The sequence below is a fragment of the Enterobacter sp. CFEC122 genome, from assembly GCF_052983755.1.
Genome location: NZ_JBRIQR010000008.1, coordinates 107,964 through 125,035, shown reverse-complemented (window position 1 = coordinate 125,035; position 17,072 = coordinate 107,964). Strand labels below are relative to the sequence as shown.

Genomic DNA, 17,072 nt, shown 5'->3' with positions numbered 1-17,072 from the left:
AGAATTCGCCCCGAACTGGATGACAGGGCGTTTAATCGTGGGACACATATGGTCTGGATTGATTACGCCATCATTGCGGTGATTGGTTTTTCCTGTCTGGTTAGCCTGATCCGTGGCTTTGTTCGTGAAGCGTTATCGCTGGTGACCTGGGGTTGTGCTTTCTTTGTCGCCAGTCATTACTACACTTACCTGTCTGTCTGGTTCACGGGCTTTGAAGATGAACTGGTCCGAAATGGAATCGCCATCGCGGTGCTGTTTATCGCGACGCTGATTGTTGGCGCTATCGTCAATTACGTGATAGGTCAGCTGGTCGAGAAAACCGGTCTGTCAGGAACGGACAGGGTACTCGGGATCTGTTTCGGGGCGTTGCGAGGCGTGCTGATTGTGGCCGCGATCCTGTTCTTCCTGGATACCTTTACCGGGTTCTCCAAAAGTGAAGACTGGCAGAAATCGCAGCTCATACCAGAGTTCAGCTTCATCATCAGATGGTTCTTTGACTATCTGCAAAGCTCGTCGAGTTTTTTGCCCAGGGCATAAACCCTGAGATGTGGCTTAACGAGGAAAAGACGAATGTGCGGTATTGTCGGTATCGCCGGTTTCATGCCGGTAAACCAGTCGATTTATGACGCGTTAACGGTGCTTCAGCACCGTGGGCAGGATGCTGCGGGTATCATCACCATTGATGCAAACAACTGCTTCCGTTTACGCAAGGCGAATGGCCTGGTAAACGATGTGTTTGAAGCCCGCCATATGCAGCGTCTGCAAGGTAATATGGGGATCGGTCACGTTCGTTATCCTACCGCTGGCAGTTCCAGCGCCTCTGAGGCACAGCCTTTCTACGTCAACTCACCGTATGGCATCACCCTTGCCCATAACGGCAACCTGACCAACGCGCATGAGCTGCGTAAAAAGCTGTTCGAAGAGAAACGTCGCCACATTAACACCACCTCTGATTCTGAAATCCTGCTCAACGTGTTCGCCAGCGAGCTGGATAACTTCCGTCACTATCCGCTGGAAGCGGACAACATTTTTGCCGCGATTGCCGCGACAAACCGTCAGATCCGCGGCGCGTACGCCTGCGTGGCGATGATCATCGGTCACGGCATGGTGGCCTTCCGCGATCCAAACGGCATTCGTCCGCTGGTGCTCGGCAAGCGCGACCTCGGCGATGGCCGTACCGAATATATGGTTGCCTCTGAAAGCGTGGCGCTGGATACCCTGGGCTTCGAATTCCTGCGCGACGTTGCGCCGGGCGAAGCGGTGTATATCACCGAGAAGGGCCAGCTGTTTACCCGCCAGTGTGCCGACAACCCGGTCAGCAACCCGTGCCTGTTTGAATACGTTTACTTTGCCCGTCCGGACTCCTTCATCGACAAGATTTCCGTCTACAGCGCGCGCGTCAATATGGGCACGAAGCTCGGCGAGAAGATTGCCCGCGAGTGGGACGATCTCGACATCGACGTGGTGATTCCTATCCCGGAAACCTCCTGCGATATCGCGCTGGAGATCGCCCGCATTCTGGATAAGCCATACCGTCAGGGCTTCGTGAAGAACCGCTACGTTGGCCGCACCTTCATCATGCCGGGGCAACATCTGCGCCGTAAGTCCGTGCGCCGCAAGCTGAACGCTAACCGCGCGGAATTCCGCGACAAGAATGTTCTGCTGGTGGATGACTCCATCGTTCGCGGTACTACCTCTGAGCAGATTATCGAGATGGCACGCGAAGCGGGTGCGAAGAAAGTCTACCTGGCCTCTGCTGCGCCGGAGATTCGCTTCCCGAACGTGTATGGTATTGATATGCCAACCGCCAACGAGCTGATCGCTCACGGGCGTGAAGTGGATGAAATTCGCCAGATCATCGGCGCTGACGGCCTGATTTTCCAGGATCTCAACGACCTCATCGACGCGGTGCGTGCCGAGAACCCGGAAATTCAGCAGTTTGAATGCTCCGTGTTCAACGGCATTTACGTGACCAAAGACGTTGACCAGCAGTACCTCGACTATCTTGATTCGCTGCGCAACGACGACGCCAAAGCCGTTCAGCTGCAAAACGATCTTGAAAGCTTAGAGATGCACAACGAAGGTTGATGTTCCGGCAGGTGAGGGCGTATGCCCTCACTTGCAACTCCCCGCAAAATCCTGCACAGTCTGCCCTGAAATCAGTAAGGGCGAAAATCATGAAACGACTCATAGTTGGGCTCAGCGGTGCCAGCGGTGCGATTTACGGCGTACGTTTGCTACAGGTTCTGCGTAACGTGGCGGACGTCGAAACCCATCTGGTGATGAGCCAGGCGGCGCGGCAGACCCTCTCTCTGGAAACCGATCTCTCCCTGCGTGATGTTCAGGCGCTTGCGGATGTCGTTCACGATGCCCGTGATATCGCCGCCAGCATCTCCTCAGGCTCGTTTAAAACCGCCGGCATGGTGATCCTGCCCTGTTCAATCAAAACGCTCTCCGGCATTGTGAACAGCTATACCGACACCCTGGTGACGCGTGCGGCGGATGTGGTGCTGAAGGAGCGGCGTCCTCTGGTGCTGTGCGTGCGGGAAACGCCGCTGCACCTGGGCCATCTGCGCTTAATGACGCAGGCTGCTGAGCTGGGGGCTGTGATCATGCCGCCGGTGCCCGCGTTCTACCATCGTCCGCAAACGCTGGACGACATTATCAACCAGACCGTTAACCGCGTACTCGATCAGTTCGACATCGACCTGCCCGAGGATCTCTTCACCCGCTGGCAGGGTGCCTGAATCTGTGCACATAGCCGGTGCATGAAAAGACACGTTGCCCTGTTTCAGGGCAATTATGCAACGGCGATCATATCCTCGACATTTAATTCGTTTTTTCCCTTTTTCTCTCTCCGGTTCGTTCGGCAGACCTGCTATCTTTCACCATTAAGGCAGTATCGCAACGTTTTATTAACATATTTAACGTCGAAGTTTTAACCAGACGGCAATGTGGCATAAGACCTGCAAGATGAAGCCTGCAACACAACACACAACACAATACATAATAAAATCACGGTACTTGAGGGTAAATGTATGAAGAAGACGGTTCTGGCTCTGTCTTTGCTGGTGGGGTTAAGTGCGGCAGCAGGTAGCTACGCAGCGCTTCCACAGACGGTTCGTATCGGTACAGACGCAACCTACGCGCCATTCTCTTCCAAGGATGCGAAAGGCGATTTCGTGGGGTTTGATATCGATCTGGGTAATGAAATGTGCAAACGCATTGCGGTGAAATGCACATGGGTGGGCAGCGACTTTGACGCGTTAATCCCGTCGCTGAAAGCCAAGAAAATCGACGCCATTATCTCTTCTCTTTCCATCACTGAAAAACGCCAGCAGGAGATTGCCTTCTCTGACAAGCTCTACGCCGCGGATTCTCGCCTGATTGCGCCTAAAGGCTCCCCGATTAAGCCCACCATCGACTCGCTGAAAGGCAAGCATGTCGGCGTGCTTCAGGGTTCGACTCAGGAAGGCTATGCCAATGCTAACTGGCGTGAGAAGGGAGTAGACGTGGTGGCTTACCAGAACCAGGATCTGATTTATTCTGACCTGGCGGCAGGCCGTCTGGATGCGGCATTCCAGGATGAAGTCGCCGCGAGCGAAGGCTTCCTGAAGCAGCCTGCGGGTAAAGACTACGCGTTTGCAGGCCCGTCGGTGAAAGACAAAAAGTACTTTGGCGATGGCACCGGGATTGGCCTGCGTAAGGATGATACCGAGCTGAAAGCCGCCTTCGACAAAGCCTTTGCAGAGCTGCGTAAAGACGGTACTTACGACAAACTGGCGAAGAAATACTTCGACTTCAACGTATACGGTGAATAACACTTGGCGGTGACGCACCGGAAAGGTGCGTTACGGGAGCGGTTGACCCAATACGGTGCATTTGATGCACTGTATTGGATCGCTGTGTGCATACTTACGCATTAATAATGCAAAAATTCCCGCTGGAAAGGCATTAATCTTTGCCTGACTGAGGGGATTAATGGCACATTAGCACCACCCCGTCGTCGTAAAAATCCCGTATGAAGACAGTTTGTTGAGGACAAATATGAAAAAACTCGTGTTGTCATTATCACTGGTACTGGCCTTTTCCAGCGCCACCGCGGCATTCGCAGCTATTCCGCAGAAAATTCGAATTGGTATCGACCCTACCTATGCGCCGTTCGAATCGAAGAATTCAAAGGGTGAACTGGTCGGTTTTGACATCGATCTGGCCAATGAGCTGTGCAAACGCATCAAAGCACAGTGTACCTACGTTGAGAACCCGCTGGATGCGCTGATCCCGTCCCTGAAAGCGAAAAAAATCGACGTAATCATGTCCTCCCTCTCCATCACTGAAAAACGCCAGCAGGAGATTGCCTTCACCGACAAACTCTACGCGGCCGATTCACGTCTGGTGGTGGCGAAATCGTCTGATATTCAGCCTACGCTGGAATCGCTGAAGGGCAAACGCGTGGGCGTGCTGCAGGGCACCACTCAGGAAACCTACGGCAACGAGCACTGGGCACCGAAGGGGATTGAAATTGTCTCCTATCAGGGCCAGGAAAATATCTACGCTGACCTGACGGCAGGCCGTATTGATGCCGCATTCCAGGATGAAGTCGCGGCTAGCGAAGGCTTCCTGAAAACGCCGGTAGGTAAAGATTACAAGTTTGGCGGCCCGTCCATTAAGGATGTGAAGTTGTTTGGTGTGGGCACCGGTATGGGCCTGCGCAAAGAAGACAACGAACTGCGTGAGGCGCTGAACAAGGCGTTCGCTGAAATGCGCGCAGACGGCACGTACGACAAGCTGGCGAAAAAGTACTTTGATTTTAATGTTTACGGCGGCTAATCGCCCCGTCATATAACGTGCGGCCCCTCCCACGGCGGGAGGGGAAAAGACACGGTTCCACCACTCACGATACGACAGGGCTCGCGGTATGCTGTACGGATTTTCTGGCGTTATTTTACAGGGCGCGCTTGTCACCCTTGAGCTGGCTATCAGCTCCGTGGTGCTGGCGGTGCTGATAGGTCTGGCAGGCGCAGGGGCGAAGCTTTCAGCTAACAAACCGCTGGCGCTAATCTTTGAAGGCTATACCACGCTCATTCGCGGCGTTCCCGATCTGGTGCTGATGCTGCTGATCTTTTACGGTCTGCAGATTGCGCTTAACGGCATAACAGACGCGATGGGCATGGGACAAATTGATATCGACCCGATGGTGGCCGGTATTATTACCCTCGGTTTTATCTACGGCGCCTACTTCACTGAAACCTTCCGCGGTGCTTACATGGCCGTGCCGAAAGGTCACATTGAGGCGGCAACCGCATTTGGTTTTACCTCATCACAAACGTTTCGTCGAATTATGTTCCCGGCCATGATGCGCTACGCGCTGCCGGGCATCGGGAACAACTGGCAGGTTATCCTCAAAGCGACAGCGCTGGTCTCGCTGCTCGGTCTGGAAGACGTCGTGAAAGCGACTCAGCTGGCGGGTAAGAGCACCTGGGAGCCGTTCTATTTTGCGGTGGTCTGTGGCGTGATTTATCTGGTCTTTACGACCGTCTCCAATGGTGTGCTGCTTCTGCTGGAGCGTCGCTACTCCGTGGGTGTGAAGAGGGCTGACCTGTGATTGAGATTATTCAGGAATACTGGAAATCGCTGCTGTGGACAGATGGCTACCGCTTTACCGGCGTGGCGATTACGCTCTGGCTGCTGATCTCCTCCGTGGTAATGGGCGGTATTCTGGCGGTGTTTCTCGCCATTGGCCGCGTGTCGAACAATAAATTTATCCAGTTCCCGATCTGGCTGTTTACCTACGTGTTTCGCGGTACGCCGCTGTACGTGCAGCTGCTGGTGTTCTATTCGGGGATGTACACGCTTGAGATCGTAAAAGGCACTGAGATGCTGAATGCGTTCTTCCGCAGCGGTCTGAACTGTACGGTGCTGGCGTTGACGCTCAACACCTGCGCCTACACCACGGAGATTTTCGCGGGGGCGATTCGTTCTGTTCCTTACGGTGAAATTGAAGCAGCCCGGGCCTACGGCTTCTCGTCGGTGAAACTCTACCGCTGCATCATTCTGCCATCGGCCCTGCGTATCGCGTTACCGGCCTACAGTAACGAAGTGATTTTGATGCTGCACTCGACTGCGCTCGCCTTTACCGCGACGGTGCCGGACCTGCTCAAAATAGCGCGCGATATTAACTCCGCAACCTATCAGCCGTTTACCGCGTTTGGCATTGCGGCGGTGCTCTATTTAATTATCTCTTATGTTCTGATTAGCCTGTTCCGTAAGGCTGAAAAACGCTGGTTGCAGCATATAAAACCTTCTTCGACGCACTGAGAAAGATGATGGCTGAGAACAAATTAAACGTAATTGATTTGCACAAACGCTACGGCGAACATGAAGTGCTGAAAGGGGTGTCGCTGCAGGCGAATGCGGGCGACGTGATCAGTATCATCGGCTCATCCGGCTCGGGAAAAAGTACCTTCCTGCGCTGCATCAACTTCCTCGAAAAGCCGAGTGAAGGCTCAATTGTGGTGAGCGGGCAGAATATCAACCTGGTGCGTGACAAAGACGGTCAGCTGAAGGTGGCAGACAAGAACCAGCTGCGCCTGCTGCGTACGCGCCTGACGATGGTATTCCAGCACTTTAACCTCTGGAGCCACATGACGGTGCTGGAGAACGTGATGGAAGCACCGGTTCAGGTGCTGGGCCTGAGCAAGCATGAAGCCCGCGAGCGCGCGGTGAAATACCTGGCGAAAGTGGGCATTGACGAACGCCAGCAGATGAAATACCCGGTGCATCTCTCCGGCGGTCAGCAGCAGCGTGTCTCTATCGCCCGCGCGCTGGCGATGGAGCCCGAGGTGCTGCTGTTCGACGAACCGACCTCCGCGCTGGACCCTGAACTCGTTGGCGAAGTGCTGCGCATCATGCAGAAGCTGGCCGAAGAGGGCAAAACGATGGTGGTGGTGACGCACGAGATGGGCTTCGCCCGTAACGTCTCGAACCACGTGATTTTCCTGCATCAGGGGAAAATTGAAGAGCAGGGCCACCCGGACGAGGTGCTGGCAAACCCGCAAAGCCCGCGTTTGCAGCAGTTCCTTAAAGGCTCTCTGAAGTAAGAGGGCATCAGACCGCAGTGCAGCCCAATCGCCCGGTGGCGCTTCGCTTACCGGGCCTACAAAACCGTAGGCCGGGCAAACGCAGTGCCGCCCGGCATTCAGGCCGCACTATACTCCAGCCGGTACACCCAGTCGTCATAGCGCACGCCATCAATTTCATACGCTTTTTCCAGTACCTGAGTGCGCACAAATCCCGCTTTCTCCAGCACCCGCACTGACCCGCCGTTGTCCGCCAGTACGTACGCATTAATCGCCTTCACGCCGGTCTGGTTAAAGGCGTAATCACACACCGCGCGCAGCGCTTCGCTGGCGATACCTTTCCCCTGCGCGGCAGGCACAACCGTATAGCCGATGTCGGCCTCTTCACGATTCTCAGCGCTGATTTGCAGGCCGATATCGCCCAGCGGCGTATCATCATCCCGGGCGCGAATGACAAACACATGAGCAGCAGCGAGTCGCGCGGCAAACACGCGTCGGGTCTCTTTTTCCGGGGCGATGGCGGCCATATAGCGCATGATGCGGCGATCTTCACGCAGCGAGCGGAAGAAGGCCCAGTCAGTGGGTTCAAAAGGGGTGAGGTAAAGCCGGGGAGTGGTGATGGTTGCCATTGTTACGCCATTTCTTCGGAACATGGCCTGTCACTGTACCATATTCACCGCACCACATCCCCCAGTGCCTCTTCTAATTCATACCAGCGGAACGCAAACCCGGCCGCTTCCAGCCGTTTTGGCAGCGCTCTCTGTCCGCCCAGTACCAGAACAGACGCTTCACCCATCAGCAGCCGAATCGCCGTCGCAGGCACGCGCAATATCGCCGGGCGGTGCAGGGCATGTCCCAGCGCGTGGGCAAACTGTTCATTTCGCACCGGATACGGCGCAACCATGTTAAACGGCCCGCGCAGATCGTTATCCAGCAGCCAGAGAATCCCGTTGACCATATCGTCGATATGGATCCACGCCATATACTGACGGCCATTGCCGATGGGGCCACCGAGTCCTAGCCTGAAAGGGGGAAGCATCTTCGCCAGAATGCCGCCTTTCGGCGCGAGGACGACACCGGTCCGCAGCAGGCAGACGCGGGTCCGATCGCTCTGCGCCGCGCAGGCGATACGCTCCCACTGGGCGCAGAGCTTATGGGTGAACTCGTTATGGGGAGGCTCTTCCTCGGTCACCACCACCTCGCCGAGATCGCCGTAATAGCCTACTGCGGAACCCGAAATCAGCACGGCAGGCGGCGTATGGCTGTTGCGGATCAGCTCGACCAGCTTTTCGGTAATGTTCCACCGGCTGCTGCATAACAGCTGTTTTTGCTCTTCCGTCCAGCGCTTATCGGCGATGGGTTCTCCCGCGAGGTTAATAACGGCGTCGAAACCGTCCAGATTTTGCTGCTCGGCCAGATTTTTCCAGATATCAACACCTGCCCCCAGCACCTGACGCGCTTTTTCCGGGCTGCGCGAGAGCACGGTGATGTCGTGGTGCAAGGCCTGCAGACGCGCAATGAGGTGACGACCAATCAGGCCAGTACCGCCGGTCAGCAAAATCTTCATACAACCTCCAGGTTTACGCCTGGCGTTTCCAGCTTAACGTCATAGAGACGGAGTCGGCGTAACGCAGGGCGTGAAGTTTATCGATCTCAACTTCAGCATAAGTGACCCAGTGATGTTCGCGTGCGATATCGAGCACATCCTGAGTTAATTTTTCCAACAGAGAGAAACGGTTATTCTCTACAAACTGGATAATGTTCTTGGTGATTGTGCGGTAGTTCAGGGCGTCATTGATGTCTTCGCTGGCGCGCGCTTTGTCTGCGGGGTAGTGAATCACCACGTTAATAACAATATCCTGACGGTTGGCGATCTCTTCCTCTTTGATACCGATGAAGGTACGCAGGCGTAAATTTTTTATACGAATAATGGCGTCTGGCTGTGACATTGCAGGTCTTCTCCGTGTCAGTATTTCCTGCCCATAATACATGAGAGCCTCACAGGCACCCAGCCTCATACCGGGTTAAATTTGCTGGATTTTTTGCATCGCTCGCTCGGTCGCCGGGCGGGTCCGGATGCGCTCAAACCAGTTGTTCACCGCCGGGTAAGCGGCCAGGTCAATTCGGTGTTTTTCATGCGTATTCACCCACGGCCAGCAGGCGATGTCGGCAATACTGTAATGATCGCCGCCGAGCCACGGCGTTTTCTCCAGCCGACGGTTCAGAACGTCGTAGAGCCGCTGCGTCTCAACCTGATAGCGCTCTATCGCATAAGGAATGGGTTGCGGGGCGTAAGCGGTAAAATGATGATTTTGTCCCAGCATGGGGCCCAGCCCGCTTGCCTGCCAGAAAAGCCATTGCAGCGTATGGTGGCGCTCGCGCAGTTCGCCGCTCAGCAGCTTGCCGGTTTTCTCCGCCAGGTAGAGCAAAATTTCACCGGATTCAAACAGGCTCAACGGTCTGCCCCCGTCCGCCGGCTGGTTATCAATGATGGCCGGGATTTTATTATTCGGCGAGATAGCCAGAAAGAGAGGGCTGAACTGCTCGCCTTTGCTGATATCCACGCGAATGATTCTGTAATCCAGCTCGGCTTCTTCAAGAAAGAGGGTGATCTTATGGCCGTTGGGGGTAGGGGCATAATAAAGGTCGATCATTCTCAACTCCTGTCCATGCGAATAGTGGTGCCATGACAAATGAGTATAGGTGGTTGTTGTAAATCGTGAGTTTTCATCAAGTGACAGCGAGGCAAAGAGATTATATGTTGAGTCAAAACCGATCAGCCTATGAGGATGTTATGAACCAGCCCGTCATCACGTTGTGGTCCGATGCGAACTTCTTTTCTCCCTATGTCATGAGCGTTTACGTTGCGCTGGCCGAAAAAGGACTCGCTTTTACCCTGAAGACCGTTGATCTCGACGGCGGTGAACATCTCAAGCCGCAGTGGCAGGGCTACGATCTGACCCGACGCGTGCCGGTGCTGGAGATTGATGGATTTGCTCTGAGCGAATCGTCGGCGATCGATGAGTATCTGGAAGATCGGTTCGCCCCCCCGGAGTGGGAGCGTATCTATCCTCACGATCTGCAAAAGCGCGCCCGGGCGCGGCAGATCCAGGCGTGGCTGCGCAGCGATCTGGTGCCGATTCGCGTGGAACGCTCCACGGACGTCGTGTTTGCCGGGGTGAAAAAGCCCGCCCTCAGCGCAGAAGGCCAGGAAAGCGCGCAGAAGCTGATTGAAACCGCCTCCTTACTGCTCGCCCATGGCAACCCAAACCTGTTCGGCGAGTGGTGCATTGCGGATGCCGATCTGGCGTTGATGCTAAACCGCCTGATCCTCAACGGTGATGAGGTGCCGCAGCTGCTGGTGGATTATGCCGCGTTCCAGTGGCAGCGTGCCTCCGTGCAGCGCTATGTGGCACTCTCGGCTAAGCGCGCGGGCTGATAAGCCCTGACGCTTCAGGTATGATGGGGGCAGTCTGTTTTCCCGAGGAGTGACTGATGAAACTGATGTTTGCGTCGGATATCCATGGATCGCTGCCCGCGACCGAGCGTGTCCTTTCTCTGTTTGAGAAAAGCGGTGCGCAGTGGCTGATTATTCTGGGTGACGTGTTGAATCACGGCCCACGCAACGCGCTGCCGGAAGGCTATGACCCTGCGCAGGTCGCGGAAAAACTCAACCCGTATGCCTCGCGCATCATCGCCGTTCGCGGCAACTGTGACAGCGAAGTGGACCAGATGCTGCTGCATTTTCCCATTACCGCGCCGTGGCAGCAGGTGCTGCTCGAACAACACCGTCTGTTCCTGACCCACGGGCATCTTTTCAGCCCGGATAATCTCCCGGCGCTCGCGGCTGGCGATGTCCTGGTTTACGGTCAAACTCATATTCCGGTTGCGGAAAAACGCGGTGAGATTTATCACTTTAATCCGGGCTCGGTCAGCATCCCAAAAGGCGGGTATCCTGCGAGCTACGGCATGCTGGAAGGAAATACCCTGAGCGTTATCGCACTTAATGATCAGCAAGTTATTGCGCAGGTAGCGATTAATCCGTAAGTTACACCTCAACTGCAAACGCGCCGAAAGAGCGCTTAGAAAAGAAGGTTTCCCGATGGTGGAGCAGAGTCATTTGGCAAGTACAGAGTGGGTTGACATTGTCAACGAAGAGAATGAAGTGATCGCGCAGGCCAGCCGCGAGCAAATGCGTGCGGAGCGCCTGCGCCACCGTGCGACATATATCGTTGTGCATGACGGTATGGGTAAAATTCTGGTTCAGCGCCGCACGGACACCAAAGATTTTCTCCCGGGTATGCTGGATGCCACTGCAGGCGGCGTCGTCCAGGCGGATGAAGTGCTGCTGGATTCTGCGCGTCGTGAAGCGGAAGAGGAGTTAGGCATCGCCGGCGTGCCGTTTGCCGAGCACGGTCAGTTCTATTTCGAAGACGAGAACTGCCGCGTCTGGGGCGGACTGTTTAGCTGCGTCTCCCACGGCCCGTTCGCCCTGCAGGAAGAAGAAGTGAGTGAAGTCAGCTGGATGACGCCGGAAGAGATCACCGCGCGCTGCGACGAGTTCACGCCGGATTCGTTAAAAGCGCTGGCGCTGTGGATGACCCGCAACGCCAAAAACGAATCGAGCAAATCAGAAAAAGAGGAAGAGGCTGAGTAAGCGTCAGCAGCTCTCTCTCAGACACAGGCTGGACGCGATGGGCTTTTGATCGCGCCAGTCTCCGCCATTCAGGCGCTCCAGTAGCGCTTTCCCGGCTTCGATGCCAATCTTACGATGCGGCACCGCCATGGTCGTCAGCGGCGGCTGACAGACGCGGCTCACGTCGCTATCACCAAACCCTACCACTGCCAGATCGTCCGGCACTTTGATTCGCCTGCGCTGGCACTCGTACAGCGCGCCGCAGGCCAGCTCGTCAGAGACGCACACCAGCGCATCCAGCTCAGGCCACGCCAGCAGGAATTCGGGCAGCTGCGCCGCGCCGGTCGAGAAGCTCGGCGGCATCGCCGCGTTAATGACCCGGTTAGGCGACATATGGTGGCGAAGCATGGCTTTATACCAGCCCTGCAGATGCTGCTGGAAAATCCACTGCTCCTGGTTGGCGCACAGCAGGCCAATGTTTTGATAGCCGCGCTTAATCACCATTTCCGTGAGCTCAAACATGGCCGCCACGTTATCAATCCCGATGTTCATATCAATCGGATCGGCGCGCATGGCGCCCATCTCCATCACCGGAATCGAGGCGTTTTTCAGCCAGTGGCGAACGGTGTCGGTATGTTCAACGCTGAGCAAAATCGCTGCGGCGATATTTGACGCCAGCAGCGTCTCCAGCAACTTCTCCTCCTGCTCAAGACGATGCTGGGATTCTGCCAGCATGATCTGATATCCGGCAGGCTGCAGCACCTGCTGTAGCCCGGCGAACATCTCCGAGCAGCCGGCTTCGGAGAGGTTGGGCACCACCATGGCTATTGTCCATGACGAGGCCGAGGCAAGGGCACTGGCTGCAAGATTGGGCATATAGCCTAACTCTTGTACCGCGGCTTCTATTTTTTCTCGTAGTTTATCGGAAACCTGTTCGGGTGTGCGAAGCGCACGGGACACGGTCATCGTGCCCACACCGGCAAGCTGTGCGACATCGGCGAGTGTCACTTTACCAGTACTGCGCCGTTTTCGGGTTAGAGACATACACCTTCCTGCTGACCAGACGCGTTCTTTTTTTCCTTCGTTTCACGTGACAGGCAGTATACGCCTTAAATCCCTTTTTTTGCTGTGATTTAGTAACGTGATTGCAATTTGATAGCGCTATCACATTTCTGCATGTTAACGATTGGTAGCGCTATCTTTGTGATCGCGATCGCAGTCAATCCGCGATGCGTTGAATAAAGTTTGCTCATCTTAAACGTGTGGCGGGAGTGAAAAGTGCTCAAAAAATGGATATATGATACAACCATCACGCTGCAGGAGAGCGTGGAAGACTGGCCGCAGGCGCTGAAGCTGTGCGCGAAGCCGCTGCTGGATTTGCAGGTGATTGAGCCTGACTACGTCACGGCCATCATCAAGCAGCACCACGCGTTAGGACCTTATTATGTGCTGGCACCAGGGCTGGCGATGCCGCATGCGCGGCCGGAGGAAGGCGCCAAAGGACTGGGGTTGTCGTTATTAAAACTAAAACAGGGCGTCTCGTTTGGTGCCGGTGAGTTTGACCCTGTCGATGTGATTATCATGCTTGCGGCACCTGACAAACATAGCCATATCGAAATGATATCCGCACTCGCAGAATTATTTTCCAGCGACGAGGAGATGGAGAAACTGCATCAGGCGAATACCCTGGAGGAAATTAAAACAATTATTAACCGCTTCTGATTTAATTCTGTAATCCGGTTTTTCACTACATTACGCGTCAGCGTGATGGGGCGTACTCTACTCAAAATAAGGGGACAACAATGAAAATCATGGCTATTTGCGGTTCTGGCCTGGGCAGCAGTTTTATGGTCGAAATGAATATTAAAAAGGTGCTCAAAAAGCTGGAGATTGAGGCTGAGGTTGAACACTCCGATCTCTCCTCGGCGACGCCGGGCGCGGCCGATCTGTTCGTGATGGCAAAAGACATTGCGGCCAGCGCCAGCGTGCCGGACAGCCAGCTGGTGGTGATCAACAACATCATCGACATCAACGAACTTGAAGCGCAGCTGCGCGCCTGGTTCGAAAGACAATAACCCTGATAAGGCGAGGTGGATATGTTTATCCTTGAAACGCTGAATTTCGTTGTTGATATTTTAAAAGTCCCTTCGGTGCTGGTGGGTTTAATTGCGTTAATCGGTCTGGTTGCGCAGAAAAAAGCGTTTTCAGATGTCGTAAAAGGCACAATTAAAACGATTCTGGGCTTTATTGTACTGGGCGGTGGTGCCACCGTGCTGGTGGGATCATTAAATCCGTTAGGCGGCATGTTTGAACACGCCTTTACTATTCAGGGCATTATTCCAAACAATGAAGCCATTGTGTCCATTGCGCTCGAAAAATACGGTGCAGCGACCGCGCTGATTATGGCCTTCGGGATGGTGGCGAATATTATCGTCGCCCGCTTTACCCGCCTGAAGTACATCTTCCTGACCGGGCACCATACGTTTTATATGGCGTGCATGATTGGCGTGATCCTGACGGTGGCGGGCTTTGACGGCGTAGGGCTGGTCTTTACCGGGTCGCTAATCCTCGGCCTGATCATGGCTTTCTTCCCGGCGATTGCGCAGCGCTACATGAAGCGCATTACCGGCAACGATGAGATTGCCTTCGGCCACTTCGGCACGCTGGGCTACGTGCTGTCCGGCTGGATTGGCAGCAAGGTGGGCAAAGGCTCCCGCTCAACCGAAGAGATGAACCTGCCGAAGAACCTGAGCTTCCTGCGCGACAGCTCAATCTCCATCTCCCTGACCATGATGATTATCTACCTGATCCTGGCGGTGAGCGCCGGGCGTGAGTACGTCGAGGCCACCTTCAGCGCCGGTCAGAACTACCTCGTGTACGCCATCATCATGGCTATCACTTTCGCGGCGGGCGTGTTCATCATCCTTCAGGGCGTACGCCTGATTCTGGCGGAAATCGTCCCGGCCTTTACCGGCTTCTCGGAAAAACTGGTGCCGAACGCGCGTCCTGCGCTGGACTGCCCGGTGGTGTATCCCTATGCACCTAACGCGGTGCTGATTGGCTTCCTGTTCAGCTTCCTCGGCGGGATTGTGGGGTTGTTCATCTGCGGTCAGTTTAGCTGGGTGCTGATCCTCCCGGGCGTGGTGCCGCACTTCTTCACCGGCGCAACCGCGGGCGTGTTCGGTAACGCCACCGGCGGACGCCGCGGGGCGATGATAGGGGCCTTTGCCAACGGCCTGCTAATCACTTTCCTGCCGGTCCTGCTGCTGCCGGTACTGGGCGCCATTGGCTTTGCCAACACCACCTTCTCTGACGCCGACTTCGGCGCGGTTGGGATTGTGCTCGGCAACCTCGCGCGCTTCCTGTCGCCGCTGGCCATCACCGGGCTGGTCGTGGCGCTGTTCGCGCTGCTGGTGGCGTACAACGTCTTCGCGAAAAACAAACCTGCGGGCGGTAACGCGCAGGAAAACACCGGAGCCAAATCATGAATGAGAAAGAGATAACCGAACTCGCGCGTCAGATCCGCCTGGAGACGCTGAAATCCCTGACGCAGCTGGGCTTTGGCCACTACGGGGGCAGCATGTCGGTGGTTGAAACCCTGGCCGTGCTGTACGGCGCGGTGATGAAAATCGACCCGGCGGACCCGGACTGGCCGGAGCGAGACTATTTCGTGCTGTCAAAAGGCCATGCGGGCCCCGCGCTCTACAGCACCCTGGCGATCAAGGGCTACTTCCCGACAGAAGAGCTGAGCACGCTCAACCAAAACGGGACGCGCCTGCCGAGCCACCCGGACCGTCTGAAAACGCGCGGCGTAGATGCTACCACCGGTTCGCTGGGGCAGGGGATTTCCATCGCCGGCGGCATGGCGCTGTCGCACAGGCTGGCAGGGCGGCCGAATCGGGTCTTCTGCATCGTCGGCGACGGCGAGCTGAACGAGGGGCAGTGCTGGGAAGCGTTCCAGTTTATTGCCCACCATCGCCTGAACAACCTGACGGTATTTGTCGACTGGAACAAACAGCAGCTCGACGGCGAGCTGGACGAGATCATCTGCGCGTTCGACCTCGAGGGCAAATTCCGCGCCTTTGGCTTTGACGTGGTGACGGTCAAGGGGGACGACATTCCGGCGCTGCTGGAGGTAACGTCCCGGGTGCCTGCCGCGGACGCTCGCCCGCGGGTGGTGATCCTTGACAGCATCAAAGGCCAGGGGGTGCCGTATCTGGAGCAGCTCAGCAACTCGCATCACCTGCGATTGACCGCGGAGAGTAAAGCGGCCCTCAACGAGACGATTCGCCAACTGGAGGCTTCACATGATTAAGGTTGCACCGGCAGGACAGAAAGACGCCGTTGAGATGCGTAAAGTTTACGCGGGCTTCGTGGCAAAGCAGATTGAGGCCGGAAGCGACATCATTGCGCTTGAAGCCGACCTGATGAGCTCGATGGCGATGGACGGCGTGGCGCGCGACTATCCGCAGCACGTGATTAACTGCGGCATTATGGAAGCTAACGTCATCGGCACGGCAGCCGGGCTGTCGCTTACCGGCCGCAAGCCGTTCGTTCACACCTTCACCGCCTTTGCCAGTCGCCGCTGCTTTGACCAGCTGTTTATGTCCCTGGACTATCAGCGCAACAACGTGAAGGTGATTGCCTCAGACGCGGGCGTGACGGCCTGCCACAACGGCGGAACGCATATGTCGTTTGAGGATATGGGCATTGTGCGCGGGCTGGCGCATTCGGTGGTGCTGGAGGTGACCGACGCGGTGATGTTTGAGGACGTGCTGCGCCAGCTTATCGATCTCGACGGCTTCTACTGGGTGCGGACCATTCGTAAGCAGGCGCCGAGCGTGTATGCGCCGGGCTCCACCTTCACCATTGGAAAAGGTAACGTGCTGCGCGAGGGGAGCGATTTTACGCTGATTGCCAACGGCATCATGGTTGCAGAAGCCCTTGAGGCGGCGCGGCAGCTTGAGCAGGAGGGCGTCAGCGCGGCGGTCATCGACATGTTTACCCTGAAGCCCATCGACCGGATGCTGGTGAAAAACTACGCCGAGAAAACCGGGCGCATCGTGACCTGTGAAAACCACAGCATTCACAACGGGCTGGGGTCGGCGGTAGCGGAAGTGCTGGTGGAAACCTGTCCGGTGCCGATGCGGCGGGTCGGGGTCAAGGAGCGTTACGGCCAGGTGGGAACGCAGGATTTCCTGCAGAAAGAGTATGGCCTGACGGCACATGACATTGTATCGGCGGCGAGAGAGCTGCTGTAAATAAAAAAGGCGACCGGTTAAGTGGTCGCCTTTTTGTTGCCCGGTGGCGCTAGCGCTTACCGGGCCTACGGTTTTGTAGACCGGATAAGCGAAGCG

The 17,072-nt window shown here is 55.9% G+C and carries 21 protein-coding genes; 16 read left to right on the top strand and 5 right to left on the bottom strand.

Features of this window, described 5'->3' with window-relative positions; all coding sequences use genetic code 11:
* Positions 1-48 precede the first annotated feature (48 nt).
* From cvpA to hisP, 8 genes are all read left to right on the top strand, one after another.
* Positions 49-537 carry a colicin V production protein gene (gene cvpA / locus ACVCAM_RS07975; RefSeq protein WP_000262116.1) on the top strand — a complete coding sequence of 163 codons (489 nt, stop codon included), beginning with the start codon at positions 49-51 and terminating at the stop codon, positions 535-537.
* A 33-nt stretch (positions 538-570) separates the two neighbouring features.
* Entirely contained in the window at positions 571-2,088 is a 1,518-nt protein-coding gene (purF, locus tag ACVCAM_RS07970; protein ID WP_021241570.1) for an amidophosphoribosyltransferase, read from the top strand.
* Between the two features lie 89 nt (positions 2,089-2,177).
* Entirely contained in the window at positions 2,178-2,747 is a 570-nt protein-coding gene (locus ACVCAM_RS07965; RefSeq protein WP_023344598.1) for a UbiX family flavin prenyltransferase, read from the top strand.
* A 291-nt stretch (positions 2,748-3,038) separates the two neighbouring features.
* The gene (gene argT, locus ACVCAM_RS07960) at positions 3,039-3,821 is read left to right on the top strand and encodes a lysine/arginine/ornithine ABC transporter substrate-binding protein ArgT (protein WP_008502593.1); all 783 of its coding nucleotides are present in this window, start codon (positions 3,039-3,041) and stop codon (positions 3,819-3,821) included.
* Positions 3,822-4,047: 226 nt separating this feature from the next.
* Complete coding sequence (hisJ, locus tag ACVCAM_RS07955) at positions 4,048-4,830, top strand: histidine ABC transporter substrate-binding protein HisJ (protein WP_055321848.1); 783 nt, start codon at positions 4,048-4,050, stop codon at positions 4,828-4,830.
* An 88-nt stretch (positions 4,831-4,918) separates the two neighbouring features.
* On the top strand, positions 4,919-5,605 hold the full coding sequence (locus ACVCAM_RS07950) for a histidine ABC transporter permease HisQ (protein WP_008502591.1): 687 nt from the start codon (positions 4,919-4,921) through the stop codon (positions 5,603-5,605).
* Complete coding sequence (locus ACVCAM_RS07945; RefSeq protein ID WP_008502590.1) at positions 5,602-6,318, top strand: ABC transporter permease; 717 nt, start codon at positions 5,602-5,604, stop codon at positions 6,316-6,318. Before ACVCAM_RS07950 ends, ACVCAM_RS07945 begins: the two co-directional genes overlap by 4 nt.
* A gap of 8 nt (positions 6,319-6,326) precedes the next feature.
* Complete coding sequence (hisP, locus tag ACVCAM_RS07940; protein WP_014832781.1) at positions 6,327-7,100, top strand: histidine ABC transporter ATP-binding protein HisP; 774 nt, start codon at positions 6,327-6,329, stop codon at positions 7,098-7,100.
* A gap of 98 nt (positions 7,101-7,198) precedes the next feature.
* Here hisP and ACVCAM_RS07935 read toward each other — a convergent pair whose 3' ends face one another.
* The 4 genes from ACVCAM_RS07935 to yfcG all read right to left on the bottom strand — a co-directional run bounded on the left by ACVCAM_RS07935 (position 7,199) and on the right by yfcG (position 9,733).
* A complete protein-coding gene (locus ACVCAM_RS07935; RefSeq protein ID WP_039023981.1) occupies positions 7,199-7,708 on the bottom strand; it encodes a GNAT family N-acetyltransferase in 510 nt (169 codons plus the stop codon).
* 44 nt (positions 7,709-7,752) lie between these two features.
* Positions 7,753-8,646, bottom strand: a complete 894-nt coding sequence (locus tag ACVCAM_RS07930; protein ID WP_055321847.1) for a TIGR01777 family oxidoreductase — start codon at positions 8,644-8,646, stop codon at positions 7,753-7,755.
* Between the two features lie 13 nt (positions 8,647-8,659).
* Complete coding sequence (folX, locus tag ACVCAM_RS07925; RefSeq protein ID WP_008502586.1) at positions 8,660-9,028, bottom strand: dihydroneopterin triphosphate 2'-epimerase; 369 nt, start codon at positions 9,026-9,028, stop codon at positions 8,660-8,662.
* Positions 9,029-9,103: 75 nt separating this feature from the next.
* Positions 9,104-9,733: a GSH-dependent disulfide bond oxidoreductase gene (yfcG, locus tag ACVCAM_RS07920; protein WP_008502585.1), complete on the bottom strand. Its 630-nt coding sequence runs from the start codon at positions 9,731-9,733 to the stop codon at positions 9,104-9,106.
* Between the two features lie 140 nt (positions 9,734-9,873).
* Between yfcG and yfcF the strand changes: the two genes are divergently transcribed.
* The 3 genes from yfcF to yfcD are packed head-to-tail and all read left to right on the top strand — an operon-like array spanning position 9,874 to position 11,736.
* Positions 9,874-10,518, top strand: coding sequence for a glutathione transferase (gene yfcF, locus ACVCAM_RS07915; protein WP_008502584.1), 645 nt, complete (start codon positions 9,874-9,876; stop codon positions 10,516-10,518).
* Positions 10,519-10,574: 56 nt separating this feature from the next.
* Entirely contained in the window at positions 10,575-11,126 is a 552-nt protein-coding gene (yfcE, locus tag ACVCAM_RS07910; RefSeq protein WP_407223534.1) for a phosphodiesterase, read from the top strand.
* Between the two features lie 55 nt (positions 11,127-11,181).
* Positions 11,182-11,736 carry an NUDIX hydrolase YfcD gene (yfcD, locus tag ACVCAM_RS07905; RefSeq protein ID WP_055321845.1) on the top strand — a complete coding sequence of 185 codons (555 nt, stop codon included), beginning with the start codon at positions 11,182-11,184 and terminating at the stop codon, positions 11,734-11,736.
* Between the two features lie 3 nt (positions 11,737-11,739).
* Here the strand turns inward: yfcD and ACVCAM_RS07900 are convergent, their stop codons facing one another.
* Complete coding sequence (locus ACVCAM_RS07900; RefSeq protein WP_021241565.1) at positions 11,740-12,759, bottom strand: LacI family DNA-binding transcriptional regulator; 1,020 nt, start codon at positions 12,757-12,759, stop codon at positions 11,740-11,742.
* A gap of 234 nt (positions 12,760-12,993) precedes the next feature.
* On the opposite strand from ACVCAM_RS07900, the gene ACVCAM_RS07895 reads away from it, so the two are divergent.
* From ACVCAM_RS07895 to ACVCAM_RS07875, 5 genes are all read left to right on the top strand, one after another.
* Complete coding sequence (locus tag ACVCAM_RS07895) at positions 12,994-13,437, top strand: PTS sugar transporter subunit IIA (RefSeq protein WP_008502882.1); 444 nt, start codon at positions 12,994-12,996, stop codon at positions 13,435-13,437.
* Positions 13,438-13,517: 80 nt separating this feature from the next.
* Positions 13,518-13,790, top strand: coding sequence for a PTS sugar transporter subunit IIB (locus ACVCAM_RS07890; RefSeq protein ID WP_008502881.1), 273 nt, complete (start codon positions 13,518-13,520; stop codon positions 13,788-13,790).
* A gap of 21 nt (positions 13,791-13,811) precedes the next feature.
* A complete protein-coding gene (locus tag ACVCAM_RS07885) occupies positions 13,812-15,203 on the top strand; it encodes a PTS ascorbate transporter subunit IIC (protein WP_126324842.1) in 1,392 nt (463 codons plus the stop codon).
* The gene (locus tag ACVCAM_RS07880) at positions 15,200-16,030 is read left to right on the top strand and encodes a transketolase (RefSeq protein WP_025912734.1); all 831 of its coding nucleotides are present in this window, start codon (positions 15,200-15,202) and stop codon (positions 16,028-16,030) included. Before ACVCAM_RS07885 ends, ACVCAM_RS07880 begins: the two co-directional genes overlap by 4 nt.
* On the top strand, positions 16,023-16,976 hold the full coding sequence (locus ACVCAM_RS07875) for a transketolase family protein (protein WP_407223533.1): 954 nt from the start codon (positions 16,023-16,025) through the stop codon (positions 16,974-16,976). Before ACVCAM_RS07880 ends, ACVCAM_RS07875 begins: the two co-directional genes overlap by 8 nt.
* The last annotated feature ends 96 nt before the right edge of the window (positions 16,977-17,072 follow it).